This window comes from Sediminibacillus terrae, from assembly GCF_009602435.1.
In the GTDB taxonomy this organism is placed as follows: Bacteria; Bacillota; Bacilli; order Bacillales; family Amphibacillaceae; genus Sediminibacillus; species Sediminibacillus terrae.
Genome location: NZ_VZDQ01000025.1, coordinates 217,041 through 242,258, shown reverse-complemented (window position 1 = coordinate 242,258; position 25,218 = coordinate 217,041). Strand labels below are relative to the sequence as shown.

Here is a 25,218-nt window from a genome sequence, read left to right as displayed (position 1 = left end):
GGGTGATAATTATTCAAAATCAAATAATACTATATCATTATAAATGTCTTTATCTGGGTAATTCTCATAGTACAAATTCTCTGCAACGGCACATATTTTTTTGCAAAAATCCACTACACTAATTCTTATATAAATATCGGGATCCTTTGTTTTGTCTCCGTCACTCCACGCCTTACTATAACTAGTTATGCTATTTGATAATACAAACTTAAGACTTTGAGAATTTTTTAAACCTAGTTCTTTCTGTACATCCTCTGTCGCATCAAGGGATCCCTCATGAAGTAATAAATTACGTAACTCATATACTATTTCTCCATTAATAGTTAGTGATTCTAAATCATCCAGTCCAACTTTAGGCTTGTCATATTTATAAATATATTCATTATACCAACGTTTATATCTTCTGCCAGATCCTTTCAAATTAGGATATGAAATTTTCCCACATATATCTGGTAATGTTAGTGTTAATGCTAAAGCTGATAAATAATTTTTGTTTTCTAAATTATTTTTTATTTCATTTATAAGGTGTTTCAGGATCAATCCCCTCCTTGCCAAAGAGAGATGTTTTCCTCTATTTACCTACCTCCTTTCAATAGAAGAAAACACCTCTGTATGAGATGCCTATCAACTTTAATTCGCTATTCTTCATCATCTTAAACAGCTGCTCTTTATAAGTTGGGCTATGTTAAAGTTTAGTGTTGATATTAGGTAAAAGAATAGAACTTCCAAATTCATAGAAGTTCTATTTTGTATTATTGTCTATTAAACTAACGCCCTCTTTACTTATAAAAAGGTAAATTATTTTATATACCCAAATTGACCAGATGCAAAATAATCCAACCATCTGCCGTCAGGTTTCTGCAAGAGAACGACTCACAAGTCAAAATCATTACACTTCTTCCTCTGTGGCCTTGCTCGAATTGTTCCTTCTTTACTTATTAGCGTAGTACTTGTTATACACTCTCATTTCACAATCATCGTTATCTATGCATAACCAAAGTTTTATCTTTTTTTCGTTCCCATCAACTTCGTCAGTAGTTACCGTCTTATACTCAATCTCTTCCTCGTTTGTGTTCCCGCACTCATAACATTCTCTAGCCATTTCATTCATCCTCCTATTCTTTTACTTTAATAGTCTTTCTTTAAGAATAATGAAATTGTTCCTTTAAACACATTACAATTGCAATGTTTAATAAAGCAATCATGTTTTTCTTTCTTATCAGATTTAATATCGAAACTATAACACTGAGAGATAAAAGTACAACTGTTGAAACAATGTCTTTAGCAAAATACACATAATTTATAACCCCTAAAATACCAAAATTAAAGGCAACAAATTTATGAAAAACTTCATTTTATCCATTTTATCCCCCAATATCTCTTTTTATAATAACATAATTATCCAAATTCCAGTTAATCCTTCTTAAAGTAACCTGCTCCGTTACTTAAATAAGACGAGGCTGATCTCCTCGTTGGAGAAAAGCCCCCTATTGTATAAGACTTAATTTCGAGAAATTTCTTTAAGTACATCTTTATAAAGGTAAATCATACATCAGCGAGTATATATTCATGATAATTTATATATCCTGTATATCATTCACTAAAGTAACACGTTAGAGGTATCGCATAAGTATCTTTAAGGTATGAATCAGTTGCAAGAATAATTTGTTTCATTGGATCAGTAATTTTTAGTATCGAAACTCCTGGTTGGACAACTGAGATCTGAAATTGTGTTTCAAAACCAGATTTCACCATCTTTTTCAGAGTAAGTAGAGTACGTAAATTCCCCTTTTCAAACCGAGTTTCGTTATAGCTTTTTTTCCTCTTATTTTCCCGCTCAATCATCCGTTGAACAAGTTGCAAGGCATTGTCATTCCACATAATCGACTTCTCAGTTTGACCACAAACTTCATACAAGTCACCAACACGCGAACCGGGATGCTCACCCCCTGAATATTTACAATGGTACAAATGAAAAACAATCTTCTCATTTTCCTTATCAATTTTGATCGAAACTACATCTGCGATTTCTCCAGCTCCGTCATCATCGAAAATAATATCTGATTTTTGGTCTACAATATTGTGAATCGTAGCGTATTGAATCGAATCAGTTTTTCTGCCTATCCCTTGAGATTCAGATCTTATATCGACATTGTATTTTTTCCAATCAAACGGGATTAAAGAGTTTGGTGGTAATGCTATGTCGCTCTTGGGTACTATAACTGTTTTTAAATTTTCTTGTACTACAATAATAGATCCATCATCTTGTATAAAAGAAATTTCAGGTGAGTTCTCGTACAGATATTCAGTCAAGTTAACAGTTCCATTCCCCGATTTGACTTCTAGCTCCTCCCCTTCAATTTGCTTGAAACTGTATGAGTTCTCATCAATAATCTGTTCATATGTAACCTTTCGCTCATTTATATGAAAATCAAAGCGAAGATTTCCATTGACTATGTCAGGATTCTTTAAATCTGTTTGAAAAAAAGGAATTGATTTTTCTTCTTTAGGTATATACAACTGTTTAGAGGTAGAATTGGAAATTTCAATTGACTCAGGCAGCGATATTTTATAAGGGACGCCTTCGGGAAATTCCTTGATAACTTCGAGAGCAAGGGAATTTTCTAATATATCATTCGTAACAATAGTGTCATCCAAAACCTTTGTTCCAATTTTTTGACACCAATCCGTCCAAAATTTAACACTCTCTACCCAACGCATCCAAACTTTCCCTCTATATGAACAACCAATGCTGATTCGTTCCCCACCTCGATAACCATAACCAAATAAATTAGACTTTGTTGATCCCGAAGTCACAGCCTCAGAAATTCCAGATTTAATATCAGCTCCAGCAAACATTCTGAAACTAATTCTTCCGCTAGGTTTTTGCTTTAATCCCAATGTTCCTAACATTAACCTATTAATTCCATCTAAGCTTCGGTAAATAGGATCTCCTTTAATTGCAATTGCTTCTGGGAACACACTTTCCACAAGTCTATTTCCTTTTCTGGTATCAGTTTCATTGATATGAACAATTCCATTAACATTATCAAAAAACAGCACAAAGAAATCATAATCATATTGAACTATATCATTTTGATCTGACCAGCCAACCTTTTTTTCAGTTTCCTCAATAAAAATATAAACATTATTCTCTTCATTTATTAGTGACGTAGTTCTATCTGGATTCAAAATTTGTTTCCACCCATTAACAAAAATACTTTTTGAGGGGTGTTTGAACATTCTAGTGCTTACTTTCATCTTTAATTGGGATAAATCTATATCCTTCGAATGACCCTTTTTAAAATTATCAATGAATTCACCATGCTCAACTTCCTCTTTAATTGCTTGATTTGAATGGATATTAAGAAGTTCATTCCAATCAGCGTTTTGATGGTATAAATCTTCAATAGCTTCTTTCAAATCGTCCATTGCTACATTCGTGATAAGTTTTGCATTGCCTAACTTATTGCTACTTGTTCGAGCAAACCTTCCAATGAATTGAAGTGTAATTGGAAGCGATTTATATTTGTCATGTATTGCTGCAATCTTCAAAGTTGGAATATCGATCCCTTCTCCAAACATATCTACACAAACTACGATTTTTGACTTACCATCTTTAACTTGCTGCAAGGATTTATTCCTTTTCGTCATAGGAATGCCTCCGTGAATAACAACTGGGTTAAACACCTCATATTCAGAGTAGATGTTTTCATATAACTCATCCGCTCTTTTTCGAGTGCTAACTCTCGCTAAAAGCACATGTTCATATTCCACAATATCTTTTTCTAATAGCTTAATAGCAGTATTTGCAATTTGTTTGTCAGACTTTTGTTCATCAAATTCTTGAATAGGATAAAAATCAATTGGTTTAAAATATCCAGCCTTTTGAGCTAAAGCCAAACCATAATTAAAAATTATCCTACCATCGATTTTCTTACCATCATTCCTATAAGGAGTCGCAGTAAACTGTAGAATTTTTTTGTCTGAAAACCTTTCTCTAACTGTTCGCCAATCAGGGGCTGCAAGATGATGTGCTTCATCAAATATTACAACGTCCACTTCTTCAACAAGTGTATCGATAACAGATTCCGGCATCTTCTTAATCATACCAGGAGTTGAAACTATGATATTTGACTCTTTAAGAGTCTCAATCAGAGTTGTTTCTTCCTCATCTGATACTTTTGATTTATACAGAAAAGTTGTTGGATAAATAACTTCATCTGAAATCATTTTTAGATTTGGAAGTATCCCAAAATGACTTGCTCCCTCAAAGATCTGTTCCCTCAACAGATTAGAAGGTACAATGATAAGCGTTGTGGATATCCTTTCAGAAATAATCGTAGCATACATTGTTTCTGACTTACCTGTCCCCGTGGGTAAGACAATAGTTGCTGGAGAATTTGAAGTCGCCCAATGGGCACGAATTGCAGATAACGCTCCAAACTGAGGAATTCTTAAACCTTTCTCTTCAGGACTTCGAGAAACTCTCTCATTATAAGACACTTTCCAGCTATTAATAATTTCTGTTCGGTTAAATATTCTACCTTCAGCATCCGTACAACGACTTAACTTATTATCACGGCCAATTGTCGTGATAATATTTTTATACTTTCCCATACAATCCATCCCCTGTCATATAATTACATTTAAGTTAATTATAACAGACCAAAAGAACTAAATATAAAAGTTTTTACCTTCAACAAAGAACCGGATTTCTTACACCCAAAACCACAGAGAGAAAAAGTAAATGATTTCATTTTATAGATATATTGTGAATCCAATTTCCCTTTATTAAACTATAGATATATCTGTAGTGATAAAGATTATTAGAAATTAGTTTCTATTGTAATTCATTAGATTGAAAAAAATATACAACTTCATTCAAAAGCTCGTTTACTTATAACAATTTGCTAATAAACATGCTGCCAAAGCCTAAAAAATAAATGCCATAAACAGTAGTCGATTTCTATAAAACTGCACTTTAAAAAAACTAGTAAATTATTTTTTAACATAGAACATAATGTAAAACCCCATAAATTGTATATCTACAAAAAAAATAACCCTCCTGCCCAAAAAAGGTAGGGGGTTACTTTTTTAATCCAACGAACGCTTTTGCCATTTATAAATTTATTATAACTCAATTCTTTCCTTTTTTAAACAAATAATTTAGGAGAGGCTGATATACTCTCAAAAGTTAAATGTTGCATTATCCGATTTAAAAGGTTTAATTCGTAACATAAGTAAATCCCACCAGGGTCAGAGCCGCTACCTCTGCCAAAACGCTGTCTTTTTTAGTCTGACAATAAAAACTATTTAATTTTATAGAGGAATAAGTCGCATCTGCCCTGAAAGCGACTCTAAATAAGCAGGTAAGGTGAGGAGAGCTGAGCCGATGCAGAAAATCAGCGTAGCAATCATTAGTCAAGGTCTTTTCTGCTGTTTTCAGACCGGATTGTTAGTCTTAAAGGAGCGGGAACGGCTTCTTGCAGTAACAATTCGGTGGAGTTTCGATTGGTCACGGCCATTGGTGCTTGTCACGATGTATGTGGGCGAAACTACATACGCGGTAATTTAGCAAATGACAAGCTGAAGAGATTCAGGTATTAAACAGCAGCATCATCGGGGTTCCCAGTTTGAACTAAAGTAATGTATCCAATAATACCACTTCCTCTGTCCTAGAAGTCTTTTTTTCTAGAGACAGGGAGGGTATTTTCATAGTCAGTAACCCGATTACCTAAAGGTATGTATCCTTTGATCCTTCCCTCCTTCAGTTGCATATTTATTCTCAAATAAATGTTATATACAATCCAACTAAATCTTAAGAGACGCAAACTGATATTTCAGGAATACTGGGATAGAGATCCATCCTTATTGCCTAGTAGCACTATCTAAACTTGATAAAAATTTTTCAACTTGATCATAATTTTCGTTTTCCCATAATTCATAAAAGATATCTACTACAAAACTTAAATCACAATGTGTTTTATTAGCAACTTCTATTAACCAATCGTGATAATCCATTCCTTGTACTTTAGCTAATAGTACCCTCAATTCTTGCTCATCTAAATTTAATTTATTACTAAGTTCCTTAAAGTAAGAGCGAGTTAATTTTTGAAACTCTTCTTCTAAGCTTCTCTCACCTGGTAAAAATACATAACCCCAATTTAAAGAATTAAATGGTATTTCCCTACTTTCTTTAACATCGCCATCATATACTCCGATAATGTTATAATCCATATGTTTTAATTTTGGAATGCTAATTACTTTAGTGATTTCAGCAAAACCTTTAATTTGCTCCAACCTGTAATACTTTAAATAATAGCGTGCATGCCTTTTACAAATACTTTTAAAGAATTCTAAAGCTAAGGTATCCTCAAAAATCAAAATACCTTTAGTATTTATTACTAAACCTAAATCTTGTAAGATATCTTCCTTGTTTCCAGGCTTAACTACATCTATAGAATCTAAATAATTTTGCAATATTAACAGTCTATCTGTACTTATATTTTCTAATATAAAAGGCGAATGTGTTACTAATATTACTGAAAACTTATGATTGTTCATTTTGTCTGCAATAAAATTCATTAGATTAATTTGTGATTTAACACTAATGAAGACTTCCGGTTCTTCAATTAAAATTAAACCACTCTTGGATATTCTCTTAAATAACCAATATATATAAAATAAAAAATGTTCTCCTGTTCCCATTTTCAAACTGTCATATTCTAGTCCATTACAGGAAACTTGAAAATAAGGTATTGTAATATCATCTCCTACTTCTATTTCTCTCAATATTACAGAATCGTATACCTTACCTACTAAATAGTTTAAATGCGCTAAGTCAGCTTTTTCAAAAATATTATCATCATGTTGCTCAATTAACTCGTTAAAATTAGGTTGACCTATAAACTTGTTAATTTCCATAAGCTTTATGAAATCGATTTCTTCTAATACTACATCCTCGCTAGTAACATCAATTAACCTATGTCCGTCTTCATTTTTAATTGGAATATTTCTATTCCCTTCTTTTAAGTTCCCATAAATTTCAATACCTTCAATTTTAATTTTATCTTGATCGTTAACTTTTATTCCCAAAATATCTTTAATAGCAGTGAAAACTGTAGATTTTCCTACACCATTCAAACCACATATAGCGAAAATTCCCTTTTTAAAATTAATAGGATGATTAATACCCAATATACCATTTAAATTCAGACTATCTATATAGTATTTATAACTGTTTCTTTCAACTTTTCTCCATATGTCAGGGACTTTTGCTTGCCGTATCATTTATTAATAGTCCCTCCCCACTTAAATTCTGTAGTAATTTCTTCAAGTGTGCGGCTCATGCTATCTATATCTGAAGTTAAATATTTTGCTAGATTGGGATTAAAACTTTCATCTGAGGTGTAAATTATTAAGTAGATTTCTAAAATTATATCTCTATATATAATTGACATTGCATCTGTACTGCCCATGCTTGCCCTTTGATTGAATATCAAAAACAATTGAGTTAGATATTGATAATCATGGAATAGGATATTAATCTTTTCAAACCCTAGCAAATTTGAGGAAGCTTTACCTTTTACTAATTCCCTTGCATATTCAAATGTATAAATTAATTCAGCCATTAAATCTTGATCAATATAATTTTTATACTTATACGAAAAAAGCAGCCAACTAAATAAAGTTGCTTTATTAATGTTTAACTTGGTAATAACAAATTTGGATTGCCCTAATTTTGAACTTCCTATAAAAAAGACCAATGTATCTTTAACTTCATCAATAATCTTTTGATTGAAGGAGTCATTATTTCTATATTTATCAGATATATTTGTAGATGTAATTTTTTTCTTTAAATTCCCTACTTCAAGTGTATAACAAAATTTGGATATAATATCATCATATGCCATCCTTGAATTAGAAAATCCTATTGTCTGTTTATTAGCCCCAAGTTTCTCGAAATGATTAACAAGTTCCTTAATTTGATTTCGTGTATCCCCTATATAAGAGTTCCTTTGTTCCGCTGAAGTCAATGTTGCAGGTTGATTTAATCTAAAAAATAACTCTGCCGGTTCTTCAGGTGAAAACTCGGTCAATCGTATAATCGTCAGACTATATTTTTTAAACTTTCTCTGAATATTAGGGTTAAGTTCTTTAAATTTCATATTATGTAACATTGAAATGCTTTCATCGACGGGCTGTAATCTACCATCTATACTAAATTCATTATTCATAAAATCTCTGATAGCCACTAACCTTTGTTGTCCATCTAAGACTTCATCTATATATTGTTCATTTTCAATTAAGTGAATCGGAGGGATCCTCCAACCTCTTAAAATGGAGTCAATTAATTTTTTCTTTTTATTTGCAGTCCAAACTTCTCCTCGTTGAAATTCTGGACTTAAATTTAAATCTTCATCTTGAATCCTACTATATATAGTTTCTATTTCTAACTCTGTCACTGTACATTTCATAAAAGCACCTCCTTTTATAATATTACCTCAATAAAGCAATATTTTCCATTTTTATTTCTGTATTTTTATACCCTGTTCCGTATGTTCTACTTAAGAACAATTTTTAATTTTAGACTCACCATATCTCAGCTTTTTCAAAAAACTTTCTCTTGACTTTTTTCTCGTAATGGTTATGTTTCTTCTGCCGGTGGATAAACTACCGGACAAAATTACACTTGGAGGAAACAAACATCATGAGTACTTCACAATCTCAATTTACGCAACAACTGCAAAAACCTTTACAGAAAGGGACACTGTCTCAGTTTTTATTTAATAGTTTTATAGAATATCAAACACAAAGGGAGAACAAATATGTCACAAAAGAAAAGTAATCCCACAATTCCAGGTCGGAGAAGCAGAAATATTCGAGTTTTGATTAAGAAAGGACAAGAAGAAAGCTCCGTGCAATCAAGCTTTGATTTATTCGGAGAGGAATCAACTAAAAGGAATGACTGTATAAATAACACCTCCATCGGTCAATGATGATAGATGGAGGTGAGACTATTGAGAAGACGTGTTCAACTTCGTTCTGCATCAGAACAAAACAACACAACGACCGTATGGGTTCAGCGCTTAACTGCAAGATTAATCATTGAACAATTGCAACTGCGCACCATTTACATGCCAAACTGCTGCACGAAACAATGCCAAAAATAAAAAATGAGGTGAAATAAAGTGGAAACTAAACTTCATGTAATTCTTTAGCCGTGTCAGTACTAAAGGATTCGGACAAAGAGGAATTAATCGACCAGTTTTTTTCAGCGGTCTTAGAGGTTAATACAATTGATGAATTGCATATCTTAGTTAAATCTTTTCAAGGATCTCAGGTGCATGTCAGAATTAAATTTAATTAAAATGGCAACTAATCCATTTTATGCTGCACATGATCTCGAAAAAGGAATTAACAAACTGAAGCATATTGAGCCTTACCTTACGCTGGAAGCCTTTGATCGATTACAAAAAGCTAAAGGGGCATTATTCAAGACTTATGAAAAAACAGTAGAGCAAATTAAGATGCAGATAAACCTGTTATCCCCTACCTGCGGTTATTGTAAGAAGACACCAAATTATCGACAGGACAAAAACAGTGTTTATGGTTTTTTCACATGTTCTAATAATGCTCATAGAAAGTTCAAAGTTAAGTTACCGATTATCGAGCTACAACAAATAATCGAGCAGGCTTTACAAGAAATTGCTAACAAGCTGGATAACAAAAAGCTTTGCAGTCACTCGCTGGAATCTTTCAAGAAAATCAAAAAGCAAACAGAGTTAGAGATTTCAAATCATGAGTTAAGAATAAGAGAGCTTATGGAAGAGTTTGTATTAAGCAGCAACCAGTATTCGGAGGATTGGAAACTTGATTCTCGTTATAAGAAGGCCAACCATTTGAGGGAAGAAAAACAGAAACTTGTAGATGATCTGAGTGAAAAAGAATCATTACTTGAAAATAATAAAGAGATATCACAGATAGTCGAGAAGTATCTGAATAATAGATCAAGAGTCAGCTTATCACTACTTTGCTCACTAATTATTAAGAAATTGATTATTTACAAAGAGGATATAGATATAGAGGTCTTCAACTTTGACTATTTGCAAAATATGCAATCTGAATTAGTTTACGGAGGAGACGAATCCGCATGGACTTAGCATTTGGTTGTATAAGACGATCATCTTATAAGCAACAAGATAATAATAGCATTGAAATCCAAAAAGCCCATATCCAAGAATTTGCAAGTCGAAAAAATTTAACAGTTCCAGATGAATTTATCTATATCGAAGATGTACGAGCGCATATTCCAAACGTGCAGATCAGCGAAAAGAGCTGATGAGACTCAAGAATATGATGATCGAATCAGAAGTTCCGCGCGTTATCTTTTTTGAAGAGTCACGCATGGATCGTACAGGATATACCTTTGTAAAAGACTTTTACCGTCCCCTTCAAAAAGAACTTCCTCAACTGGAGGTATTCACAACAAACTCCGAAGAGCCCTTCAACCCAGACAGCCCACAAGCTAAAACTGCTCTCCTTGTCTTCCGACAAGAATCGGAGATAAAGTCAGAACGTGCACTAGCAAGCTTAACTGCCACTCTAGAAAAAGATGAAAAAGTACGACCTAGCGCGAAGATTCCTTATGGATATAAGCAAGTTAACAGACAACTCATCCCAAATGAAAAAGCTGAAGTTGTAACTTTCATATATTATCTTCAGAGCTGGGGCACTTCTAAGGTTAAAATCGCAACAATCTTAAATGAAGCAGCTATCCCCTCTCCTACTGGCGGTGAATGGGGTGCCAATACAATTGAGATTATTCTCAAGAATCCAGCATACACAGGTACGCTCTCTTGGAACATTCGGAAACACAAAAAAGAAAGAAAGTACGAATACCCTGATTTTCATGAACCCATCATAGACCGTTTTCTTCTGCATTTAAAAGACAACAATATTAAGCTCCAAAGCAAGTTTGGCCGGTTAGATACGCCATTTCTCTTTTTAAACAAAATCACTTGTAGCGACTGTAAAGAAAGTCTCAAAACACAGAATGCTTCCACTACGAGAAATGGTAAAAAGTATTATTATCAGGACTATGTCTGTAAAACATGTAACTACAAACTGGAGATCAATACCGTACATGCGACTCTCTATTAACTCATGTTCAATCCCTAGCTTCAATTGATGCAACTAAAACCACTACTGTAGCTTTCCTCAAAGAAATACAATGCGTAACGAAAGAAAAAATCACTAACCTCGAAAAAGATATTGACAAATTGAATTCAAAGGGTTGTATTGCTAAAGAACACGAGGACAAAGAGTTACAATCTGTAATCGACTCCCTAAAAAAGGATAAAAAGTCTGATTTAGAAAGTTTAGAAAACAGCTAAAAAGCTCTGGCTGAACTTCAAGAAGCAGTTCATTCTGGTGTGTTTTTCACTCGATTTGACCAGGTACTTAAACAACAATTGAATGAATCAGAAAAACGACTTATTATTCTTTATTTTGTAGACTTAGTTCTCGTGTCACCTGAAAAGGCACCTCAAATCGTCTTCCGGAAGAACCCATTTGAGAGCATTTATAAAATGAATAATGGTCAAAGTACCGAAAATAACAGATAGGTAGTTAGATACATTACCGAACAGTTTTCCTGCATTGCTTCAAACATCTTCAAATAATTACCCAAGCCCTTTGTTATAAGGGCTTAAATTTAAAAATTGTTCGGTAATCTACCTATATTGGTATACCAGTACGGACAAATAACAGAAACATATTTTCAGTATAGGATAAAATACCGAAATTTATACCTTCCATATCGGTAATAAATTAAAAGAAGTTCTTGCATTGAAAGAACTAACACCAAAAATCCTCCATTCGCTTGTTGAGAAAATAACCTGTAATCAAGATGGCAGTGTTAACATCCGGTATAGCTTTGTTAATCCGTTACAACTGCAATAAAAAAGGCAACACCCTAAGGGTTAGTTGCCTTCTTTTAAAATGAGTTGTGCCACACACTCCACATGCACCGTATGCGGAAACAAATCGACCGGCTGTACTTCCTTCAACGAATACCCAAATGGCTCCAGTTCCTTCACATCCACAGCAAAAGACTCGGGGTTGCAGGATACATAAATGATTCGCTGCGGTTGGGCACGACCGATTTTGCGCATCACTTTTCCGCCTGCACCGGCACGTGGTGGATCCAATAGCAGGATATCAGGCGTGCCTAGTCTCTCAAGCACCTGGTCGATTCCCATTCTGGCATTCTCAGCCAAGAATTCCGTGTTGGAAATGCCGTTATCTGACGCATTTCGTTTTGCCGATTCGATCGAGCTTTCCACGATTTCTATGCCGGCAAGTTTTCCGACTTTGCTTGCGAACGGGAGGGAAAAAGTTCCGACTCCACAGAAAAGCTCGAGCATTTTTTCTGTTTCCTTGGGCTGCCCCATTTCCAAAGCAAGGTCGATCAGCTTCTGGGCCTGTACAGGGTTTGTTTGGAAAAAGGTATCGAACCAAAGGCGGTAGCGATAGCCTCCGATTTCATCATAAATGAAGTCTCGTCCCGACAGCAGGATGGTTTCCTCCGCCTGGGTACGGTCCGCCCAATCGGTATTCACGAGCCATAACAAGCTTTTCACCTGCGGATAATTTTCTTCGATTCTTTTCTTCAACTGGTCGGCGGCGTCTGCCAGATTACCGTCAGGACCTTCCGTCGCAAACAATCCAAGCATGATTTCTCCCGTCACAAACGACTGTCTCACCATTAAATGACGTAACAGCCCCTGGTGTGTTTCCTTTTCATAACCGCTCAATGCATATTCTTTCGCCCAATCGGCAACTTCCATGACAGCTGCTGTCATCTCTTCGCCCGCAATCAGGCATGTTTCAAGCGGAATGATGTTGCGGAAATTCCCTTGCTCATGCAAGCCCATCGAGCCGTCCGGGGCAAAAGTGAATTCCATTTTATTGCGATAATGCCAAGGCTCGTCCATGCCAATGGTGTCCCGGACCAATTCCGGATTGAATCCTTGAGATATCAAGGCATCTTTCACGTGGGCAGTCTTTTGCTTCAGCTGCCCTTCATATTGCCAATGCTGCCATGCACATCCCCCGCATTTGTCAAAGTGCGGACATGGCGCCGTGGTTCTTTCCGGATGGACTTCCAGAAGCTCTTCCAATCTCCCCTTGGTCCGTCTCGCCTTTGTGTTCTCTACAGAGACCCGCACCTTTTCGCCTGGAAGCGTTTTGGGCACCATCAGCTTTAATTTCCGCGGGTTTTCGTTTCCGGTGTCACGCCAGACAACCGCGCGGCCGGATCCTTTTCTATCTAAATGATCGATTTCAGTATCCATGATTTCCGCTTTTGAATTCGGCATCATCATTCCTCCCTCCAGTAACGGAATCTATTACGCTATCGTATCCTTAAAGGGATTGCTAGTTTAAGTTGATTCCTATCCTTTTTTAACATGTTTTTCTGCAAGATGCCAGATAAATTTCTTGCCAGTTCCATAAACCAGCCACCCTACTGCCAAGAGCCCATACAATCAGTCAATTTTTTGCAAATGTGTTACTTTAAAACCTTTCGAATACTTTAGCCCAAAGCCAAGGGAGCGGTCTAAGTAAATATGTGCAATCCAAATCACAGCAGTCATCAGGAGGAAAGAAAATCCACCTAGATAAGCAATGAAAAGTAAAATGCAAGGTATTATCAAACTATGTCCGATATTATAAACAAGAGAACCTATTCTAAGGTTGAATAAGTAACCGACCATGGTAAGATCAGGGACTAATAACAAGAGAAAAAATAACAGGATGGAATAGTCCAGCTTTATATAGATAAACAGACAGATAATAAAACCGATAACATACTCCACATATATGACATTCCGTAAAGACATTGTGCTCAACCCCTTCTTCCGTATTTTATCTTTCTGTATACTTGATATATCCATAGCTTCCCTATTCAACAAGTAAAAGCTAGATTCCTCTACCGTAGGCTCCCAGAGTTGAATAACGCAGAAATTCGCGCTAAGGTCTATAAGGGTATAACGAATGCCAACAAGTTTCTCGCTTTTCAGGGTGAAAAACCTTTAAAATAGATGAAAAGGAGAAAGTCTATTGCTTTAAAATTCAACCAGGGAGGGATGAACCTTGAAGAAAAAACCTTCGGGAGGAAAAGATGCCCGTTTTCGCATCGCCAACAGAGAAGCACTTATCGGTATCGGTTTAGCAGTTTTCAATTTCATCTGGTGGTTTGCCTTCGCCTATGGATTAGGCGGAAAAGACCCTTCAGAATATACATATGTTTTCGGATTGCCGGCATGGTTTTTCTACAGCTGTGTGGCAGGAGTCGTCGTGATGGCGGCACTTGTGTTTATTGTCGTGAAATATTTTTTCACGGATGTATCCTTTGATGATGAGGTGTATGAGGACCAATGAATTGGGAAGCAGCAATTACGTTATTCGGCTCCGTCGCCCTGATCTTTTTTATCGGGTTGATGGCAAGCCGAAAAGAAACAAGCGGAAAATCATTTGTCCAGGATTACTATCTTGGCGGCCGGAGTTTGGGTGGTTTCGTCCTGGCGATGACCATGACGGCTACCTACGGCAGTGCGAGCAGCTTCATCGGCGGCCCGGGTGTAGCTTACAATGAAGGGTTGGGCTGGGTATTATTATCCGTCACACAGGTGGCAACTGGATACTTTACCTTAATGATCCTCGGGAAAAAATTCGCCATTGTGACCCGGCAATATAAAGCCACGACATTGGTCGATTTTTTAAAGGAACGATACCGGTCCAAGCTTGTCGTCCTCCTGTCAGCCGTCAGTATCGTCGTCTTTTTGTTTTCGGCAATGGCGGCGCAATGGATCGGCGGGGGGCGATTGATTGAATCCTTGACCGGTTTGTCTTATACATCGGCTTTGTTCATTTTTGTCGTGACAGTATTGATTTACGTGACATTCGGCGGTTTCCGTGCCGTCACGTTGACCGATGCCATCCAGGGAAGCATCATGTTTATCGGAACGTTGGTGCTGTTAATAGCCGTCATCATCGCTGGCGGCGGCATTTCGGAAATCATGGCAGACTTGCAGGCGGAAAATCCCAACCTGATAACCCCTTTTGGTTCGGATGGAACATTGACTGCACCTTACGTATCCTCTTATTGGATTTTGGTCGGAGTCGGTGTAGTCGCCCTGCCGCAGATCGCCGTACGGGCCATGTCCTATAAAAATACGAGGTCGTTCCATCTGGCATTGATGATCGGGACCATCGTCGTCGGAGTCATCATGCTGAACATGCACTTGATCGGGGTATTCGCCAGACCGATTTTGCCTGGCATCGAGGTGGGCGACAGAGTCATGCCGCTCATTGCTCTGGAGGTTCTCCCTCCATGGCTGGCAGGGGTTGTCTTGGCTGCACCGTTGGCGGCGATTATGTCAACGGTCGACTCGCTTTTGTTGATTGTCAGTTCCACAATCGTCAAAGATGTCTACATCAATTATATAAAACCGGAAGCGTCCCGAAAAAAAGTCCAGCGAATGAGCATGGGGATTACCGCTTTGCTTGGCATCCTGGTGTTCCTGATGGCGGTGAACCCGCCGGACTTGATCATTTGGCTGAACCTGTTTGCCATCGGCGGATTGGAAGCGGCCTTCATCTGGCCGATCGTAATGGGCCTTTATTGGGAAAAAGGCAACAAATATGGCGCCATCGCCTCGATGCTGGTCGGTATTATTTCTTATATAGTCTTCCAGTCTTTTTATCCCGAGCCATTCGGGATGCACGCAGTGGTGACATCGATTTTGCTGGCATTGCTTGCCTATGTCGGATTTAGCTTGAGTATGAGACAAGAACCCTTGAAGCATTGAAGAGAATTTTATTTATGTGAAACAAGCCCCGGGAAAACAGTTGTGTTCCCGGGGCTTAAGCTTTCATTCTACTTCCGATAAAATGATGCCTGTGACCGTTTCATCGACCGTGAATTCCATATTTATTTTATTTTGCTTGTCAATATAGCCAATCACATTTGTGCCTGTGTCCATCCGTTTATAGTAATCATCCCCGAACGTCTGAAACACAGCTTGTTCAGACTTACCAATCAGGTCTCCAAGGTCCGAATGAACAATGTTTTTCGCCAGGAAATACCGCTTTGCTTTCCCATCGACAAGCCTGATATCCAAATCATATAATTTCTCGTCTTCTCCGTATATGTAGTACGTGGAAGGAGGCTCCTCGACTGTTTCCGTAAAATCCGGCTCCCCCAATACCTCTTTCACCTGGGTTTCTTTTGCATTCAACGTCAAAGTGTCGATCGTCACATCTGATAAATCCGTGCTTTTCGTTTGCTCGTAAAAATCCATTTTCTCTTTTGATCCGCATCCGCCAATCAGGATAGTACACGATACTAACGCAAGTATGAATATGTTTCGCATGTAATTGCCTCACTATTTTCTATTTTTGCTGCCAACGAATTCTTCTTACCGGAATTAGCAGGATTCCTTTTCTTTTTTTCTCGCTTTTACCGCTTTTCTCACATAAATAGAGGAAAGCAACAGATACAAAATGGTGACAATGGCTAATAGCACGGTGTTATTCCTGAAGCCCTCCTGGCTTGAGACAACTATTGTGTAAGTCACCCACATAAGGATAATCCGAATTGTATAGTTTACAAAATCCGACTTAAACACGAACCTCACCATCCAGTTACAATTTAACCAATACTAACATAAACCGTGATTGCATAAAATGACATTTCACAATCCTATTTTCCTCTAACCATTTCCGTTAAGACCCTCCCATCCCAAAGCAAAAACCTCATGTCCAGCTGTATCCAAATCCGGCCTGCGCTTTAGTCCGCTTTTTTGCGCGACTTTCCGGGAGGCTGTATTAATCGGACGGATTCTTGCCAGGACAGGAAGTTCCGGCAAGTAATTGCGGGCCATTTCAATCGAACTAGCGGCCGCTTCTGCCGCATAGCCCTTCCCCCATGCTTTAGGCGAAAACCGATAATACAAATTCAGCACATCCCGCTTCCGCCAGCAAATCTGTCTGATTCCGGTGATGCCGATTACTTCATCTGTTTCCGGCAAAACGACCAGCCAATACCCATAGCCATCGGTCGACCAATTATTCCGCCACTCCTTTATGGTTTCGACCGCTTCTTCAAGCGATTTCATCGGCCCGGCCGGTCTATAGCGATTGGTTTCTGGATCACTTTCTATCTTAAAAACGTCCCCGGCATCTTCCGGCCTTGGCTTACGAAGCAGTAAACGATTTGTTTTCACTTGTTCAGGGAATGGGTATTTCACTCTATTTCTCCTCCTCCGTTTTGCGTTGATAGACATACATGGGGGAAACAATGTCGAATCCCAGTTTTTTATACAATGGCATCCCTTGTTGAGAAGCTCCCAGGATACAACGACTGCACGATTTTTCAGCCGACCTGGCAAGCAAGTGGGAACAAAGCTTTTTCGCCAGACCTTTTCTGCGATACTTGGAATCTATAAAAATATTGTCCAGGCAACAGAGACTTCTATCTCCCAGAAACGAAACCCTCCCGTGTCCCGCCAATTGCCCTTTTTCATATAGGACATCGTACTCGACAGAAGTATTTTCCAGTCGCTCTTCGTCGGCAAAGTCTTTGTCAAAATAAGCATTGACCTTATTGGCCAGTATTCTCGTTTCAATTCTCTTGATAGAGTTGTCTCCATTTTCGACGAGATGCCAGTCATCGGATTGGATAGTGGAATGGTACATCAAGTATTCTTTCGCGACCTGTTCATAATGGACGAGTTCTCCTGGATCTTCATCGTCAATCACGGTTACCCAATGGTCTTCCTGATCCATCAGAAAATCCCCCTTATCGACAGATTCCCGCACAACGAAAAACTCTTTCCTTCGTCCTGCCACTTCCTCCCCGAAATCCACTTTGATAAAAAGTGGTTGTCTTTCCAGTTGGGTGTTCGGTTTTCTTCTCACTTCCATCCATGCATTGGCAAACGCCTCGATATATGCTTGAAGATTTTCCATTGTTTTCGCCTCCCGCTCCTCTTGACAACCATTTTAATCCAACATGTTATAATAGACAAAACGAATTTTTCGATATGAATCATCGAATTTCCCAATAATAGAGGGGCGATTTGCACAATGGATTACGAACAATTGAAAACCTTTTTGACCGTGGCCGATGTGAAAAGCTTTACCAAAGCAGCAGAGCTGTTACATATCACACAGTCTACCGTTACTTCCAGAATTCAAGCAGTAGAAAACTTTTACGGCAAACAATTGCTGACCAGAAGCAAGAGAGGGATAAAACTAGCAGAAATCGGGACAGAACTGTTGCCATATTTACAAAGGCAAATGGAATTATGGAATAAGTCTTTGCGGATGGTTTCTGAACATCATGCCGCCCTTCGCACAATCACTATCGCTACTACCTACTCCCTTTGGAGAGGAACCATGGTCCAAATAATAAGAGATCTCCAATCATCTTCTTTTTCCTTAAGATTGGAAACAGATCACTCTCCCATCATCGTTGAAAAAGTTCTCGATGGCACGATTGATGCTGGCTTTGTCTATAACAAACCAGTTAGCCCGAACATCGTCTCCATTCATGTGTTGAATGATACCTATCGTTTATACGGGCACAAGCACTTCGCTGGTACAGACCTGGAAAACATACTAGAACTCCCCCGCTTGCCGTGGATTTATATGAACTGGGGTCACCATTTTGAAAAATGGTTGAAAGAAGAAATAGGCAGTGACTTGTTCAAGCCGTTAATAGAAGTCGGACATAGTGAGCTGGAAATGAAACTGATCGAGGAAATGGAGGGGGTAGGGTTTTTGCCGGATGAAATGGTGGACCGTACAAGAACAGACTTAGTCCCCCTTACCGTCGGGTCCCAAAAACCGATTCCTGCTCAAAATGTGTATTTTATCTACAAGAAAAGTAGAGGACAAGAAGAGGCAATTCAAACGGTAGTGGAAAAGCTTCGGAATAACGGCAAACTAAATATTTGACAAAAAATTCTAGTTATGCTATAATTTACTTTTACATGACTTGAATGTATAATAAGATTCTCCTGGCCAGGGGAATCTTATTTTGTTTAAGGGAGACGGTCAATAAATGAACAAAGAAAAGTCCAGTTTAACTTCTCTTGTTTCTACATTCGCCCGTGTTTATCACAGTGAATACGACCAGCCAAAAGTATTTGATGACTTTGTCGCAAAGAATCTGATCACCCAAAAAGAATTCGCCGACATCCGTGAAAACATGATCGACGGGGTTCCTTTTTTCAATGAAAAAATAGCCCGACAGTTTCAAGACCAACCAGATGAAATATTAAAATGGATTACGCAAGTTCAACTTTCTCCTACTCCGCTCGCACGTGCAGCATATTGTGAAAGTGTATTGCTTCATGAAATCCGATTAGGTGCTAAGCAGTATGTCATTCTTGGCGCCGGCATGGATACCTTTAGTTTACGACATCCCGAATTAAGGGAGCAGTTAAAAATATTCGAAGTGGACCACCCAGCAACACAAGCATTCAAAAGGGAACGGGTGACACAGTCGGACTATGAAGTGCCGGCCAACCTTTCTTTTATCCCGATGGATTTCACCAGAGGATTTACGGAGCAGCCGCTTGTGGAAGCAGGTTTTTCTCCCGGCAACAAAACATTCTTCAGTCTTTTAGGCGTGTCCTATTATCTGACGAAAGAAGAAAATGCCGATTTATTGAAGAAACTGTTTGCCAAAGTGCCTTCGGGCAGTTCGATCGTTTTTGATTACCCAGACGATACACTTTTTGATGAAAAAGGAATATCGAACAGGGTCCAACATATGGTGCAAATGGCAGCAGCAAGCGGTGAACCAATGAAATCCAGTTTCTCTTTTAACGAAATGGAGAAAATGTTAGAGGATGCAGGATTACTTATTTATGAACATTTATCACCGGAGACAATCCAGAAGCGATTTTTCATGAACCGTTCCGACTATTTAACTGCGTTTGAGACGATACACTACATTCATGCGGTCAAAAAATAAGCAATTCTGTCAAACGAACATCCCCCCGATCGGGATGTTCGTTTTTATTATTTGATGAATCCTAATGCTCCCCCTGAGCCAAATAGATAATTTGTGACTAATAGAGCTCTGCCTACATTAGAAAAAATCACTCCGCGTCTATCCTGCATTGTTCCAGCCCTATTTCCAAAAAATTTTGGATATGATGCTTTCCCCTTCATTTTTGGATTGCTAATCATTCTGCCTGAATCACGCAGTAATGCTAGATAAGCTTGCACTTGACCATGCAGGAAACTTCACCTACTCGAGAGTTTCTCTCCTGACACAATATGCCAATGTAGATGTTTGGAATCCTGGTAGTCGCCCAAGTTAGTGATCACTCTGCAGGCACCTTGTTCCTCTATCACCATTGCGGCAACTTTCCTGATGACATCGAGGAGTTCCAGCAACAATTCATTATCCTCTTCCTCCAAGGTAATCAACGAGGAAATGTGTTCCTTCGGTATGGCAACAATATGTACCGGCCAAAATGGTTTGGTGTGATAGTAAGCCAACACGTTATCTGTTTCCAGCACTTTTTCAATTTCTGTTTTTCCACTTAAAACCTCGTCACAGTAAAAATCCTCCGTCACGGCGTCCCACTCCCTATTCAAATATGATGAGCATTCTCGTTTTTCTCTGGTGGACATCTTGTCACATAGGTTCCGGCAATAAAATCATGAATCGCACGGCGGTCTTCCCGAATCCCCACCATTAAGACACTGACAATCAATCCAATTCCAAATGTGAGTGCATAAAAAATACCGGCTACCAATTCCCGTAATAACATGGTACCGACTCCGACCTTTCCTCCTTCAATCCTGACAATGCGATTTCCCGTCACCCTTCTTCCCAAGGTATAGCCATACCAGAGAACAGGTAAGAGCAAACCATATAAAATTCCGATAAAATCAATGACACGAAAATCATCTCCATTAATAAAATCCCCGTAAAAAATATAGGAGGTAAGTACGGTTCCCAAGGTGATAATTATGCCATCGATTATTCTGGAAACAATTCTCTTGTCCAGTCCTGCTGGTTCTGTCATTTCCACTCGTCATTCCCCTTTTCCTTATCCAACATACTATCCTTCTCGATTACTATTTATTTTAACAGTTTTCCAAACATTTCTAAAATTCCTTAAATGTCAACATGATTATTCTTTTGATACCACTTTGACAAAGGAACAGGCCAAAGACTTTTATATGGAGAAAATTGCATTTTTTAAAACCAGGATTACACAGTAAAGGGTTACCATATTACGGATGTAAAATATGCAGATGGTCATACATTTTGGCACCATTTGATGTTGGAAGTGATGGAACGAAGCAGAAATTTCATGAAACCGCACAGCTAAGGGAAAAGAGTTATTGATTGGAGAAAAGGATGATCCATACGTTTGATATAGAGACGAGAGAATGAAGGTGAAACTCGAAAAGCCTGCGTTCAAATAAACAGAATCAGTCTTTTAAAAAGACCCTTATCATCTCGCGACAAGGGTCTCTCTTTCCAAATTCCAACGCATATGAATACAATGGCCTATCTGATTTTATCCAGGAGCTGTCCGGTGGAAACAATCGTCGCAAATTCATCATGCAAGGTGGCAAGCGATACATGATGAATAGTCTCCGCATCATGGTAAATGTTATCATGATCCGTAATTCCGAAGGCTGCCGTGGCATCTGAGACAAGGTAGGTATCGAAGCCTAAATTGCCGCTCATTCTCGTGGTAGTGGAGACACAGTGCGGAGTGGTCAATCCTGTTATGACTACGGTTGAAATGTCATTCCTTCTCAAAGTCTCTTCCAGATCCGTACCAATAAAGCTGCTATTCACTTTCTTTGTGATAACCTTTTCCCCATCCTCCGGCTGCACGGATTCTTTTATGGCAAACCCTTTGTTGCCTGGGTGAAATAGCGAGTCGGGATTGTCCGAGGTATGTTGGATATGGATGACCTTCCATTCCTTTTCTCTCCAAACATTCAGAATTCTGCGAATATTTTCTTCGGCTTGCGGATTGTTTCTCACTCCCCACTTTTCATCTTCAAAAGCTTCCTGTACATCGACAATGATCAGTGCTTTGTTTTTATTCATCTGTTTTCTCCTTTACTCCCCTTTTTGTCCAGGTAAACTTTTGCTATGCCGATGAACATTTCACAACATCGGGAAACTTTATTTCACTTTTCCATCAAAAACCGGAAAAATATTTAACGAGTAATTTACATGTCCTCTATATCCTGGACCAGTGTAGGCAATCCATTAAGAAATAAGTGCTGTTTTCCTTCCAGTTCCCTTGTGGTTGCTTGTGGAAGCTTTTCAGCATATGCGATATGGTGTGCGAAAGGAACGATGTCTTCATCCACACTATGATAAAGGAACAAATTCGGTATGACAGGGAGCTTTTGTTCGAAATTATGCTGGAGTGTGAATTCATTTGACTGCCAACTTTCATCCAGCCCCCAATATGGTGAGGCGATAATAAACAAACCGGAGAAAACCAGGTTGCATGATTGCTCCGTTAGATACTTAAGTAAGACAGAACCCCCCAATGAATGACCAATCAAAATCACTTCTCCAGTAAGTTTACGGAGTTCTTTCTCAAGCTGTTTTTTCCAATGTGCATATACGGGATTTTCCGGTTCTGGCATGGCCGGAGAAACAAAGCTATAATTATCTCCCAGCTCCTTGGTTAGATAGGAAGACAAATTGCCGCTTCCCTGATCTTGACCTTGTTCACCAGCACTATGAATAAACAAGACCGTGTTTTTCAAACGATAACCCTCCCATCTAATAGACTCACTATTCCCGTCTGTCTCACTAGTACTTCTACAAAGTTAGCGTTAATCCTGCCGGGATACACACACCGTAATATTGAATACTAGTTTACTAGCTTGGTTTGATTTAATGCCTTCCTTACCGCTTCCCTTGCATGAATAATTGTTGTGTCAAATAACGGAACATCTGCGTCTTCGGGTTTAACTAATAAACCGATTTCGGTACATCCTAAAATGATTCCTTCTGCGCCATTTTTCACTAAATGGCGAATAACCTGTTTATAATAATCCTTTGAGGAAGAGGAAATTTCACCCAAACATAATTCATCATAAATAATACTGTTCACCTTAGTCCGTTCGTCTTCATCCGGAACTACAACGTTGATAGCGTTTGATTCCAATCTCGCCTTATAAAAATCCTGTTCCATCGTATACTTTGTCCCGAGCAATCCTACTGTTTTCATACGGGCATTGTGAATTTGGGCTGCAGTGGCATCAGCGATATGCAAAACAGGGATTTCCACTTTGTCTTCTATGTAATCAATCACTTTGTGCATCGTGTTGGTGCAAATCACGATAAAGTCCGCGCCCGCTTTCTCAAGAGAAAATGCGACTTCACCTAAATGCTTTCCAGCACTTTCCCAATCGCCTTCCGCTTGATAACGTTCAATCTCTTCAAAATCCACACTATACAACAGACATTTAGCCGAATGTAACCCGCCTAACTTGTTTTTCACTTCTTCATTGATGATCCGGTAATACTCTACGGATGATTCCCAGCTCATGCCACCTATAAGTCCGATCGTTTTCAAATTTTATCCCTCCATGTCTAGATTGCGATTTTACAAATCCCTTTTTTTAAGCAGGGAAATAATTTCTTCATTTTGTTTAACTTGAATATCACTATTTACTTTTATCAGGCGTACCCATCTAATTAAAAAGGCTAATATGATAATCGGTAAAAATGTAAATAATCCAGAGAGAAACAGTTCCATGATTACTCACCCCAATATCTCTAATATTTTGGTTAAATATTCTTTTAGCAAGTAAGCTCTATATGTATAGGAATATCTCTAGTAATTAAATTACTACTTCACTGTGTGGATTTTTCAAATGAATGTCAAGTCCGTTTAACAGTCACATTTCCTTCTCGGTCTTGTTCATTATCCCAATGGATTTGCATTTCAAAAGTACCTTCTTCAAACAGATAAGGAAAACTCAACTTCGTTGCGACCTGCATGGGAAGTTTCAGGGCCTTGTCTATTTGTATCCAAGTAGGTTCTCCCTCTGGTGGATTTTCTAACAGTTCGCCGCTGAAGTCTTCCGTTATGTAATTAAAAATGATATAACGATCGCTATTTTCTTCATTCACAAATTCATAGAGACCTTTGTAGACCAGATTTCTCACCGTTAGTCCAGTCTCCTCCTTCACCTCACGAATGGCGCCTTCCACAAAACTTTCCGGAAACTCCACTTTTCCACCAGGAGGAATATATCCTTTTAATTCATCATGCTGCCTATTTAGCAGCAATACTCTGTTTTTATCTTTTATCATACAGGTAGTCCAAAATTTATAATTAATGTTTCCGTTCACTTATTAACCCCCTTTATGAAGAAGCGAATCATGGCACACTCCAAGTTCCACTAAAAATTTATTTTCAAGTCCCCGATTTCTTTTGGAAAGTCGTTACGAGATAATTTTCTACCCGTCATGTATTGTCTATAAGAAGTAATGGTTCCATCATGAGAAATGATATAAATTCTTTCTTTTCCTGTTTGCTTACACCTATTCAGGAATCTTTTTGCAATACTTGCAAATACTTGTTCAGAGGACTTATTGATACCTTTTGACCACCACTCGCCGAATTGCTCTTCTATGAAAAAATCATTGAATTCTTCTTTAACTTTTTCTTTTGGCAGAAGATTGTCACAGGGCAAGGCAGCCCATTCTGGATTTTGGGGGAACATTCTTGGAGAAACGAGCGGACTGACCACTTTCTCACAGCAAGTCCCTTCACTCCAAATTTGAGCTGTCTGAAGCGTTCTTCTTAAGGGACTACTGATAATTAGATCTGTTTCTGATAGAGGATACTGCTTTTGAAGTGATATTGCTTGAAGCCTCCCTGCTTCAGTCAATCCTGGGTCTGTAATATGTAAACTTTCAGGAGGAAACAAGGTATGTTCTCCTTGGCCATGCCTTATAAAAACTAATTCCATGATCTTCACTCCCATTCGTCGGTAAGGATTTTATTATAAAAACTCATCATGATAGATTCTAGATGCCAAGTAAGCAATCACGCCTAAAAGAATGGGATATTCTTTATTTGTAGCTGACTTTTTCCGTTCACTATGAAAGCCACATCAAATGAAGAA

23 protein-coding genes are annotated in these 25,218 nt (G+C 38.2%); 7 read left to right on the top strand and 16 right to left on the bottom strand.

Going from position 1 to position 25,218, the window contains the following annotated elements; genetic code table 11:
- Positions 1-9: 9 nt before the first annotated feature.
- The 4 genes from F6X55_RS14560 to F6X55_RS14545 all read right to left on the bottom strand — a co-directional run bounded on the left by F6X55_RS14560 (position 10) and on the right by F6X55_RS14545 (position 8,480).
- Positions 10-540 (bottom strand): hypothetical protein, encoded by a 531-nt coding sequence (locus F6X55_RS14560; protein ID WP_237648683.1) that lies wholly within the window; start codon positions 538-540, stop codon positions 10-12.
- 1,053 nt (positions 541-1,593) lie between these two features.
- A complete protein-coding gene (locus F6X55_RS14555) occupies positions 1,594-4,620 on the bottom strand; it encodes a DEAD/DEAH box helicase (RefSeq protein ID WP_153464418.1) in 3,027 nt (1,008 codons plus the stop codon).
- Between the two features lie 1,251 nt (positions 4,621-5,871).
- Positions 5,872-7,293 carry an ATP-dependent nuclease gene (locus tag F6X55_RS14550; protein WP_153464415.1) on the bottom strand — a complete coding sequence of 474 codons (1,422 nt, stop codon included), beginning with the start codon at positions 7,291-7,293 and terminating at the stop codon, positions 5,872-5,874.
- Entirely contained in the window at positions 7,290-8,480 is a 1,191-nt protein-coding gene (locus tag F6X55_RS14545) for a DUF262 domain-containing protein (RefSeq protein ID WP_153464413.1), read from the bottom strand. The genes F6X55_RS14550 and F6X55_RS14545 overlap by 4 nt, the downstream gene beginning before the upstream one ends.
- Before the next feature lie 870 nt (positions 8,481-9,350).
- Between F6X55_RS14545 and F6X55_RS14540 the strand changes: the two genes are divergently transcribed.
- The 3 genes from F6X55_RS14540 to F6X55_RS14530 are packed head-to-tail and all read left to right on the top strand — an operon-like array spanning position 9,351 to position 11,166.
- Positions 9,351-10,166, top strand: a complete 816-nt coding sequence (locus F6X55_RS14540; RefSeq protein ID WP_153464411.1) for a hypothetical protein — start codon at positions 9,351-9,353, stop codon at positions 10,164-10,166.
- Positions 10,157-10,345 (top strand): recombinase family protein, encoded by a 189-nt coding sequence (locus F6X55_RS14535; protein ID WP_153464409.1) that lies wholly within the window; start codon positions 10,157-10,159, stop codon positions 10,343-10,345. The genes F6X55_RS14540 and F6X55_RS14535 overlap by 10 nt, the downstream gene beginning before the upstream one ends.
- Positions 10,346-10,359: 14 nt before the next feature.
- Positions 10,360-11,166 carry a recombinase family protein gene (locus tag F6X55_RS14530; protein ID WP_161993094.1) on the top strand — a complete coding sequence of 269 codons (807 nt, stop codon included), beginning with the start codon at positions 10,360-10,362 and terminating at the stop codon, positions 11,164-11,166.
- Positions 11,167-11,987: 821 nt separating this feature from the next.
- On the opposite strand, the gene rlmD is transcribed toward F6X55_RS14530, so the two are convergent.
- A complete protein-coding gene (gene rlmD / locus F6X55_RS14525; RefSeq protein ID WP_153464406.1) occupies positions 11,988-13,385 on the bottom strand; it encodes a 23S rRNA (uracil(1939)-C(5))-methyltransferase RlmD in 1,398 nt (465 codons plus the stop codon).
- Between the two features lie 168 nt (positions 13,386-13,553).
- Positions 13,554-13,907 carry a DUF4260 family protein gene (locus tag F6X55_RS14520; RefSeq protein WP_026569276.1) on the bottom strand — a complete coding sequence of 118 codons (354 nt, stop codon included), beginning with the start codon at positions 13,905-13,907 and terminating at the stop codon, positions 13,554-13,556.
- A gap of 253 nt (positions 13,908-14,160) precedes the next feature.
- On the opposite strand from F6X55_RS14520, the gene F6X55_RS14515 reads away from it, so the two are divergent.
- Both F6X55_RS14515 and panF read left to right on the top strand, forming a co-directional pair.
- The gene (locus tag F6X55_RS14515) at positions 14,161-14,448 is read left to right on the top strand and encodes a YhdT family protein (protein WP_026569275.1); all 288 of its coding nucleotides are present in this window, start codon (positions 14,161-14,163) and stop codon (positions 14,446-14,448) included.
- Entirely contained in the window at positions 14,445-15,878 is a 1,434-nt protein-coding gene (panF, locus tag F6X55_RS14510; RefSeq protein WP_153464403.1) for a sodium/pantothenate symporter, read from the top strand. The genes F6X55_RS14515 and panF overlap by 4 nt, the downstream gene beginning before the upstream one ends.
- Before the next feature lie 63 nt (positions 15,879-15,941).
- Here panF and F6X55_RS14505 read toward each other — a convergent pair whose 3' ends face one another.
- The 3 genes from F6X55_RS14505 to F6X55_RS14495 all read right to left on the bottom strand — a co-directional run bounded on the left by F6X55_RS14505 (position 15,942) and on the right by F6X55_RS14495 (position 18,039).
- A complete protein-coding gene (locus F6X55_RS14505) occupies positions 15,942-16,442 on the bottom strand; it encodes a hypothetical protein (RefSeq protein WP_153464401.1) in 501 nt (166 codons plus the stop codon).
- A gap of 339 nt (positions 16,443-16,781) precedes the next feature.
- Positions 16,782-17,318 (bottom strand): GNAT family N-acetyltransferase, encoded by a 537-nt coding sequence (locus tag F6X55_RS14500; RefSeq protein WP_026770793.1) that lies wholly within the window; start codon positions 17,316-17,318, stop codon positions 16,782-16,784.
- Position 17,319: 1 nt separating this feature from the next.
- On the bottom strand, positions 17,320-18,039 hold the full coding sequence (locus tag F6X55_RS14495; protein WP_153464397.1) for a GNAT family N-acetyltransferase: 720 nt from the start codon (positions 18,037-18,039) through the stop codon (positions 17,320-17,322).
- A 117-nt stretch (positions 18,040-18,156) separates the two neighbouring features.
- On the opposite strand from F6X55_RS14495, the gene F6X55_RS14490 reads away from it, so the two are divergent.
- Both F6X55_RS14490 and F6X55_RS14485 read left to right on the top strand, forming a co-directional pair.
- Entirely contained in the window at positions 18,157-19,029 is an 873-nt protein-coding gene (locus F6X55_RS14490; RefSeq protein ID WP_153464395.1) for a LysR family transcriptional regulator, read from the top strand.
- Positions 19,030-19,135: 106 nt separating this feature from the next.
- Positions 19,136-20,053: a class I SAM-dependent methyltransferase gene (locus F6X55_RS14485; RefSeq protein ID WP_153464392.1), complete on the top strand. Its 918-nt coding sequence runs from the start codon at positions 19,136-19,138 to the stop codon at positions 20,051-20,053.
- A gap of 275 nt (positions 20,054-20,328) precedes the next feature.
- Here F6X55_RS14485 and F6X55_RS14480 read toward each other — a convergent pair whose 3' ends face one another.
- The 7 genes from F6X55_RS14480 to F6X55_RS14450 all read right to left on the bottom strand — a co-directional run bounded on the left by F6X55_RS14480 (position 20,329) and on the right by F6X55_RS14450 (position 25,062).
- A complete protein-coding gene (locus F6X55_RS14480) occupies positions 20,329-20,721 on the bottom strand; it encodes an HIT domain-containing protein (protein WP_153464390.1) in 393 nt (130 codons plus the stop codon).
- Positions 20,682-21,119 carry an RDD family protein gene (locus tag F6X55_RS14475; RefSeq protein WP_153464594.1) on the bottom strand — a complete coding sequence of 146 codons (438 nt, stop codon included), beginning with the start codon at positions 21,117-21,119 and terminating at the stop codon, positions 20,682-20,684. Before F6X55_RS14475 ends, F6X55_RS14480 begins: the two co-directional genes overlap by 40 nt.
- A 491-nt stretch (positions 21,120-21,610) precedes the next feature.
- Positions 21,611-22,165, bottom strand: coding sequence for a cysteine hydrolase family protein (locus tag F6X55_RS14470; protein ID WP_153464387.1), 555 nt, complete (start codon positions 22,163-22,165; stop codon positions 21,611-21,613).
- A 125-nt stretch (positions 22,166-22,290) separates the two neighbouring features.
- Positions 22,291-22,842 (bottom strand): alpha/beta hydrolase, encoded by a 552-nt coding sequence (locus F6X55_RS14465; RefSeq protein ID WP_153464385.1) that lies wholly within the window; start codon positions 22,840-22,842, stop codon positions 22,291-22,293.
- Positions 22,843-22,949: 107 nt separating this feature from the next.
- A complete protein-coding gene (locus F6X55_RS14460; protein ID WP_153464383.1) occupies positions 22,950-23,657 on the bottom strand; it encodes an aspartate/glutamate racemase family protein in 708 nt (235 codons plus the stop codon).
- 308 nt (positions 23,658-23,965) lie between these two features.
- Positions 23,966-24,439 carry an 8-oxo-dGTP diphosphatase gene (locus tag F6X55_RS14455; protein WP_026770799.1) on the bottom strand — a complete coding sequence of 158 codons (474 nt, stop codon included), beginning with the start codon at positions 24,437-24,439 and terminating at the stop codon, positions 23,966-23,968.
- 50 nt (positions 24,440-24,489) lie between these two features.
- Positions 24,490-25,062: a histidine phosphatase family protein gene (locus F6X55_RS14450; protein WP_153464381.1), complete on the bottom strand. Its 573-nt coding sequence runs from the start codon at positions 25,060-25,062 to the stop codon at positions 24,490-24,492.
- Positions 25,063-25,218: the final 156 nt, after the last annotated feature.

Coding starts and splice junctions, on each gene's coding strand:
- F6X55_RS14475 (WP_153464594.1), bottom strand. CDS start 21,119: ATGACAGAACCAGCAGGACTGGACAAGAGAATTGTTTCCAGAATAATC.
- panF (WP_153464403.1), top strand. CDS start 14,445: ATGAATTGGGAAGCAGCAATTACGTTATTCGGCTCCGTCGCCCTGATC.
- F6X55_RS14495 (WP_153464397.1), bottom strand. CDS start 18,039: ATGGAAAATCTTCAAGCATATATCGAGGCGTTTGCCAATGCATGGATG.
- F6X55_RS14540 (WP_153464411.1), top strand. CDS start 9,351: ATGTCAGAATTAAATTTAATTAAAATGGCAACTAATCCATTTTATGCT.
- rlmD (WP_153464406.1), bottom strand. CDS start 13,385: ATGCCGAATTCAAAAGCGGAAATCATGGATACTGAAATCGATCATTTA.
- F6X55_RS14530 (WP_161993094.1), top strand. CDS start 10,360: ATGATGATCGAATCAGAAGTTCCGCGCGTTATCTTTTTTGAAGAGTCA.
- F6X55_RS14550 (WP_153464415.1), bottom strand. CDS start 7,293: ATGATACGGCAAGCAAAAGTCCCTGACATATGGAGAAAAGTTGAAAGA.
- F6X55_RS14535 (WP_153464409.1), top strand. CDS start 10,157: ATGGACTTAGCATTTGGTTGTATAAGACGATCATCTTATAAGCAACAA.
- F6X55_RS14490 (WP_153464395.1), top strand. CDS start 18,157: ATGGATTACGAACAATTGAAAACCTTTTTGACCGTGGCCGATGTGAAA.
- F6X55_RS14450 (WP_153464381.1), bottom strand. CDS start 25,062: ATGGAATTAGTTTTTATAAGGCATGGCCAAGGAGAACATACCTTGTTT.
- F6X55_RS14555 (WP_153464418.1), bottom strand. CDS start 4,620: ATGGGAAAGTATAAAAATATTATCACGACAATTGGCCGTGATAATAAG.
- F6X55_RS14520 (WP_026569276.1), bottom strand. CDS start 13,907: ATGTCTTTACGGAATGTCATATATGTGGAGTATGTTATCGGTTTTATT.
- F6X55_RS14470 (WP_153464387.1), bottom strand. CDS start 22,165: ATGAATAAAAACAAAGCACTGATCATTGTCGATGTACAGGAAGCTTTT.
- F6X55_RS14480 (WP_153464390.1), bottom strand. CDS start 20,721: ATGTCCACCAGAGAAAAACGAGAATGCTCATCATATTTGAATAGGGAG.
- F6X55_RS14545 (WP_153464413.1), bottom strand. CDS start 8,480: ATGAAATGTACAGTGACAGAGTTAGAAATAGAAACTATATATAGTAGG.
- F6X55_RS14505 (WP_153464401.1), bottom strand. CDS start 16,442: ATGCGAAACATATTCATACTTGCGTTAGTATCGTGTACTATCCTGATT.
- F6X55_RS14485 (WP_153464392.1), top strand. CDS start 19,136: ATGAACAAAGAAAAGTCCAGTTTAACTTCTCTTGTTTCTACATTCGCC.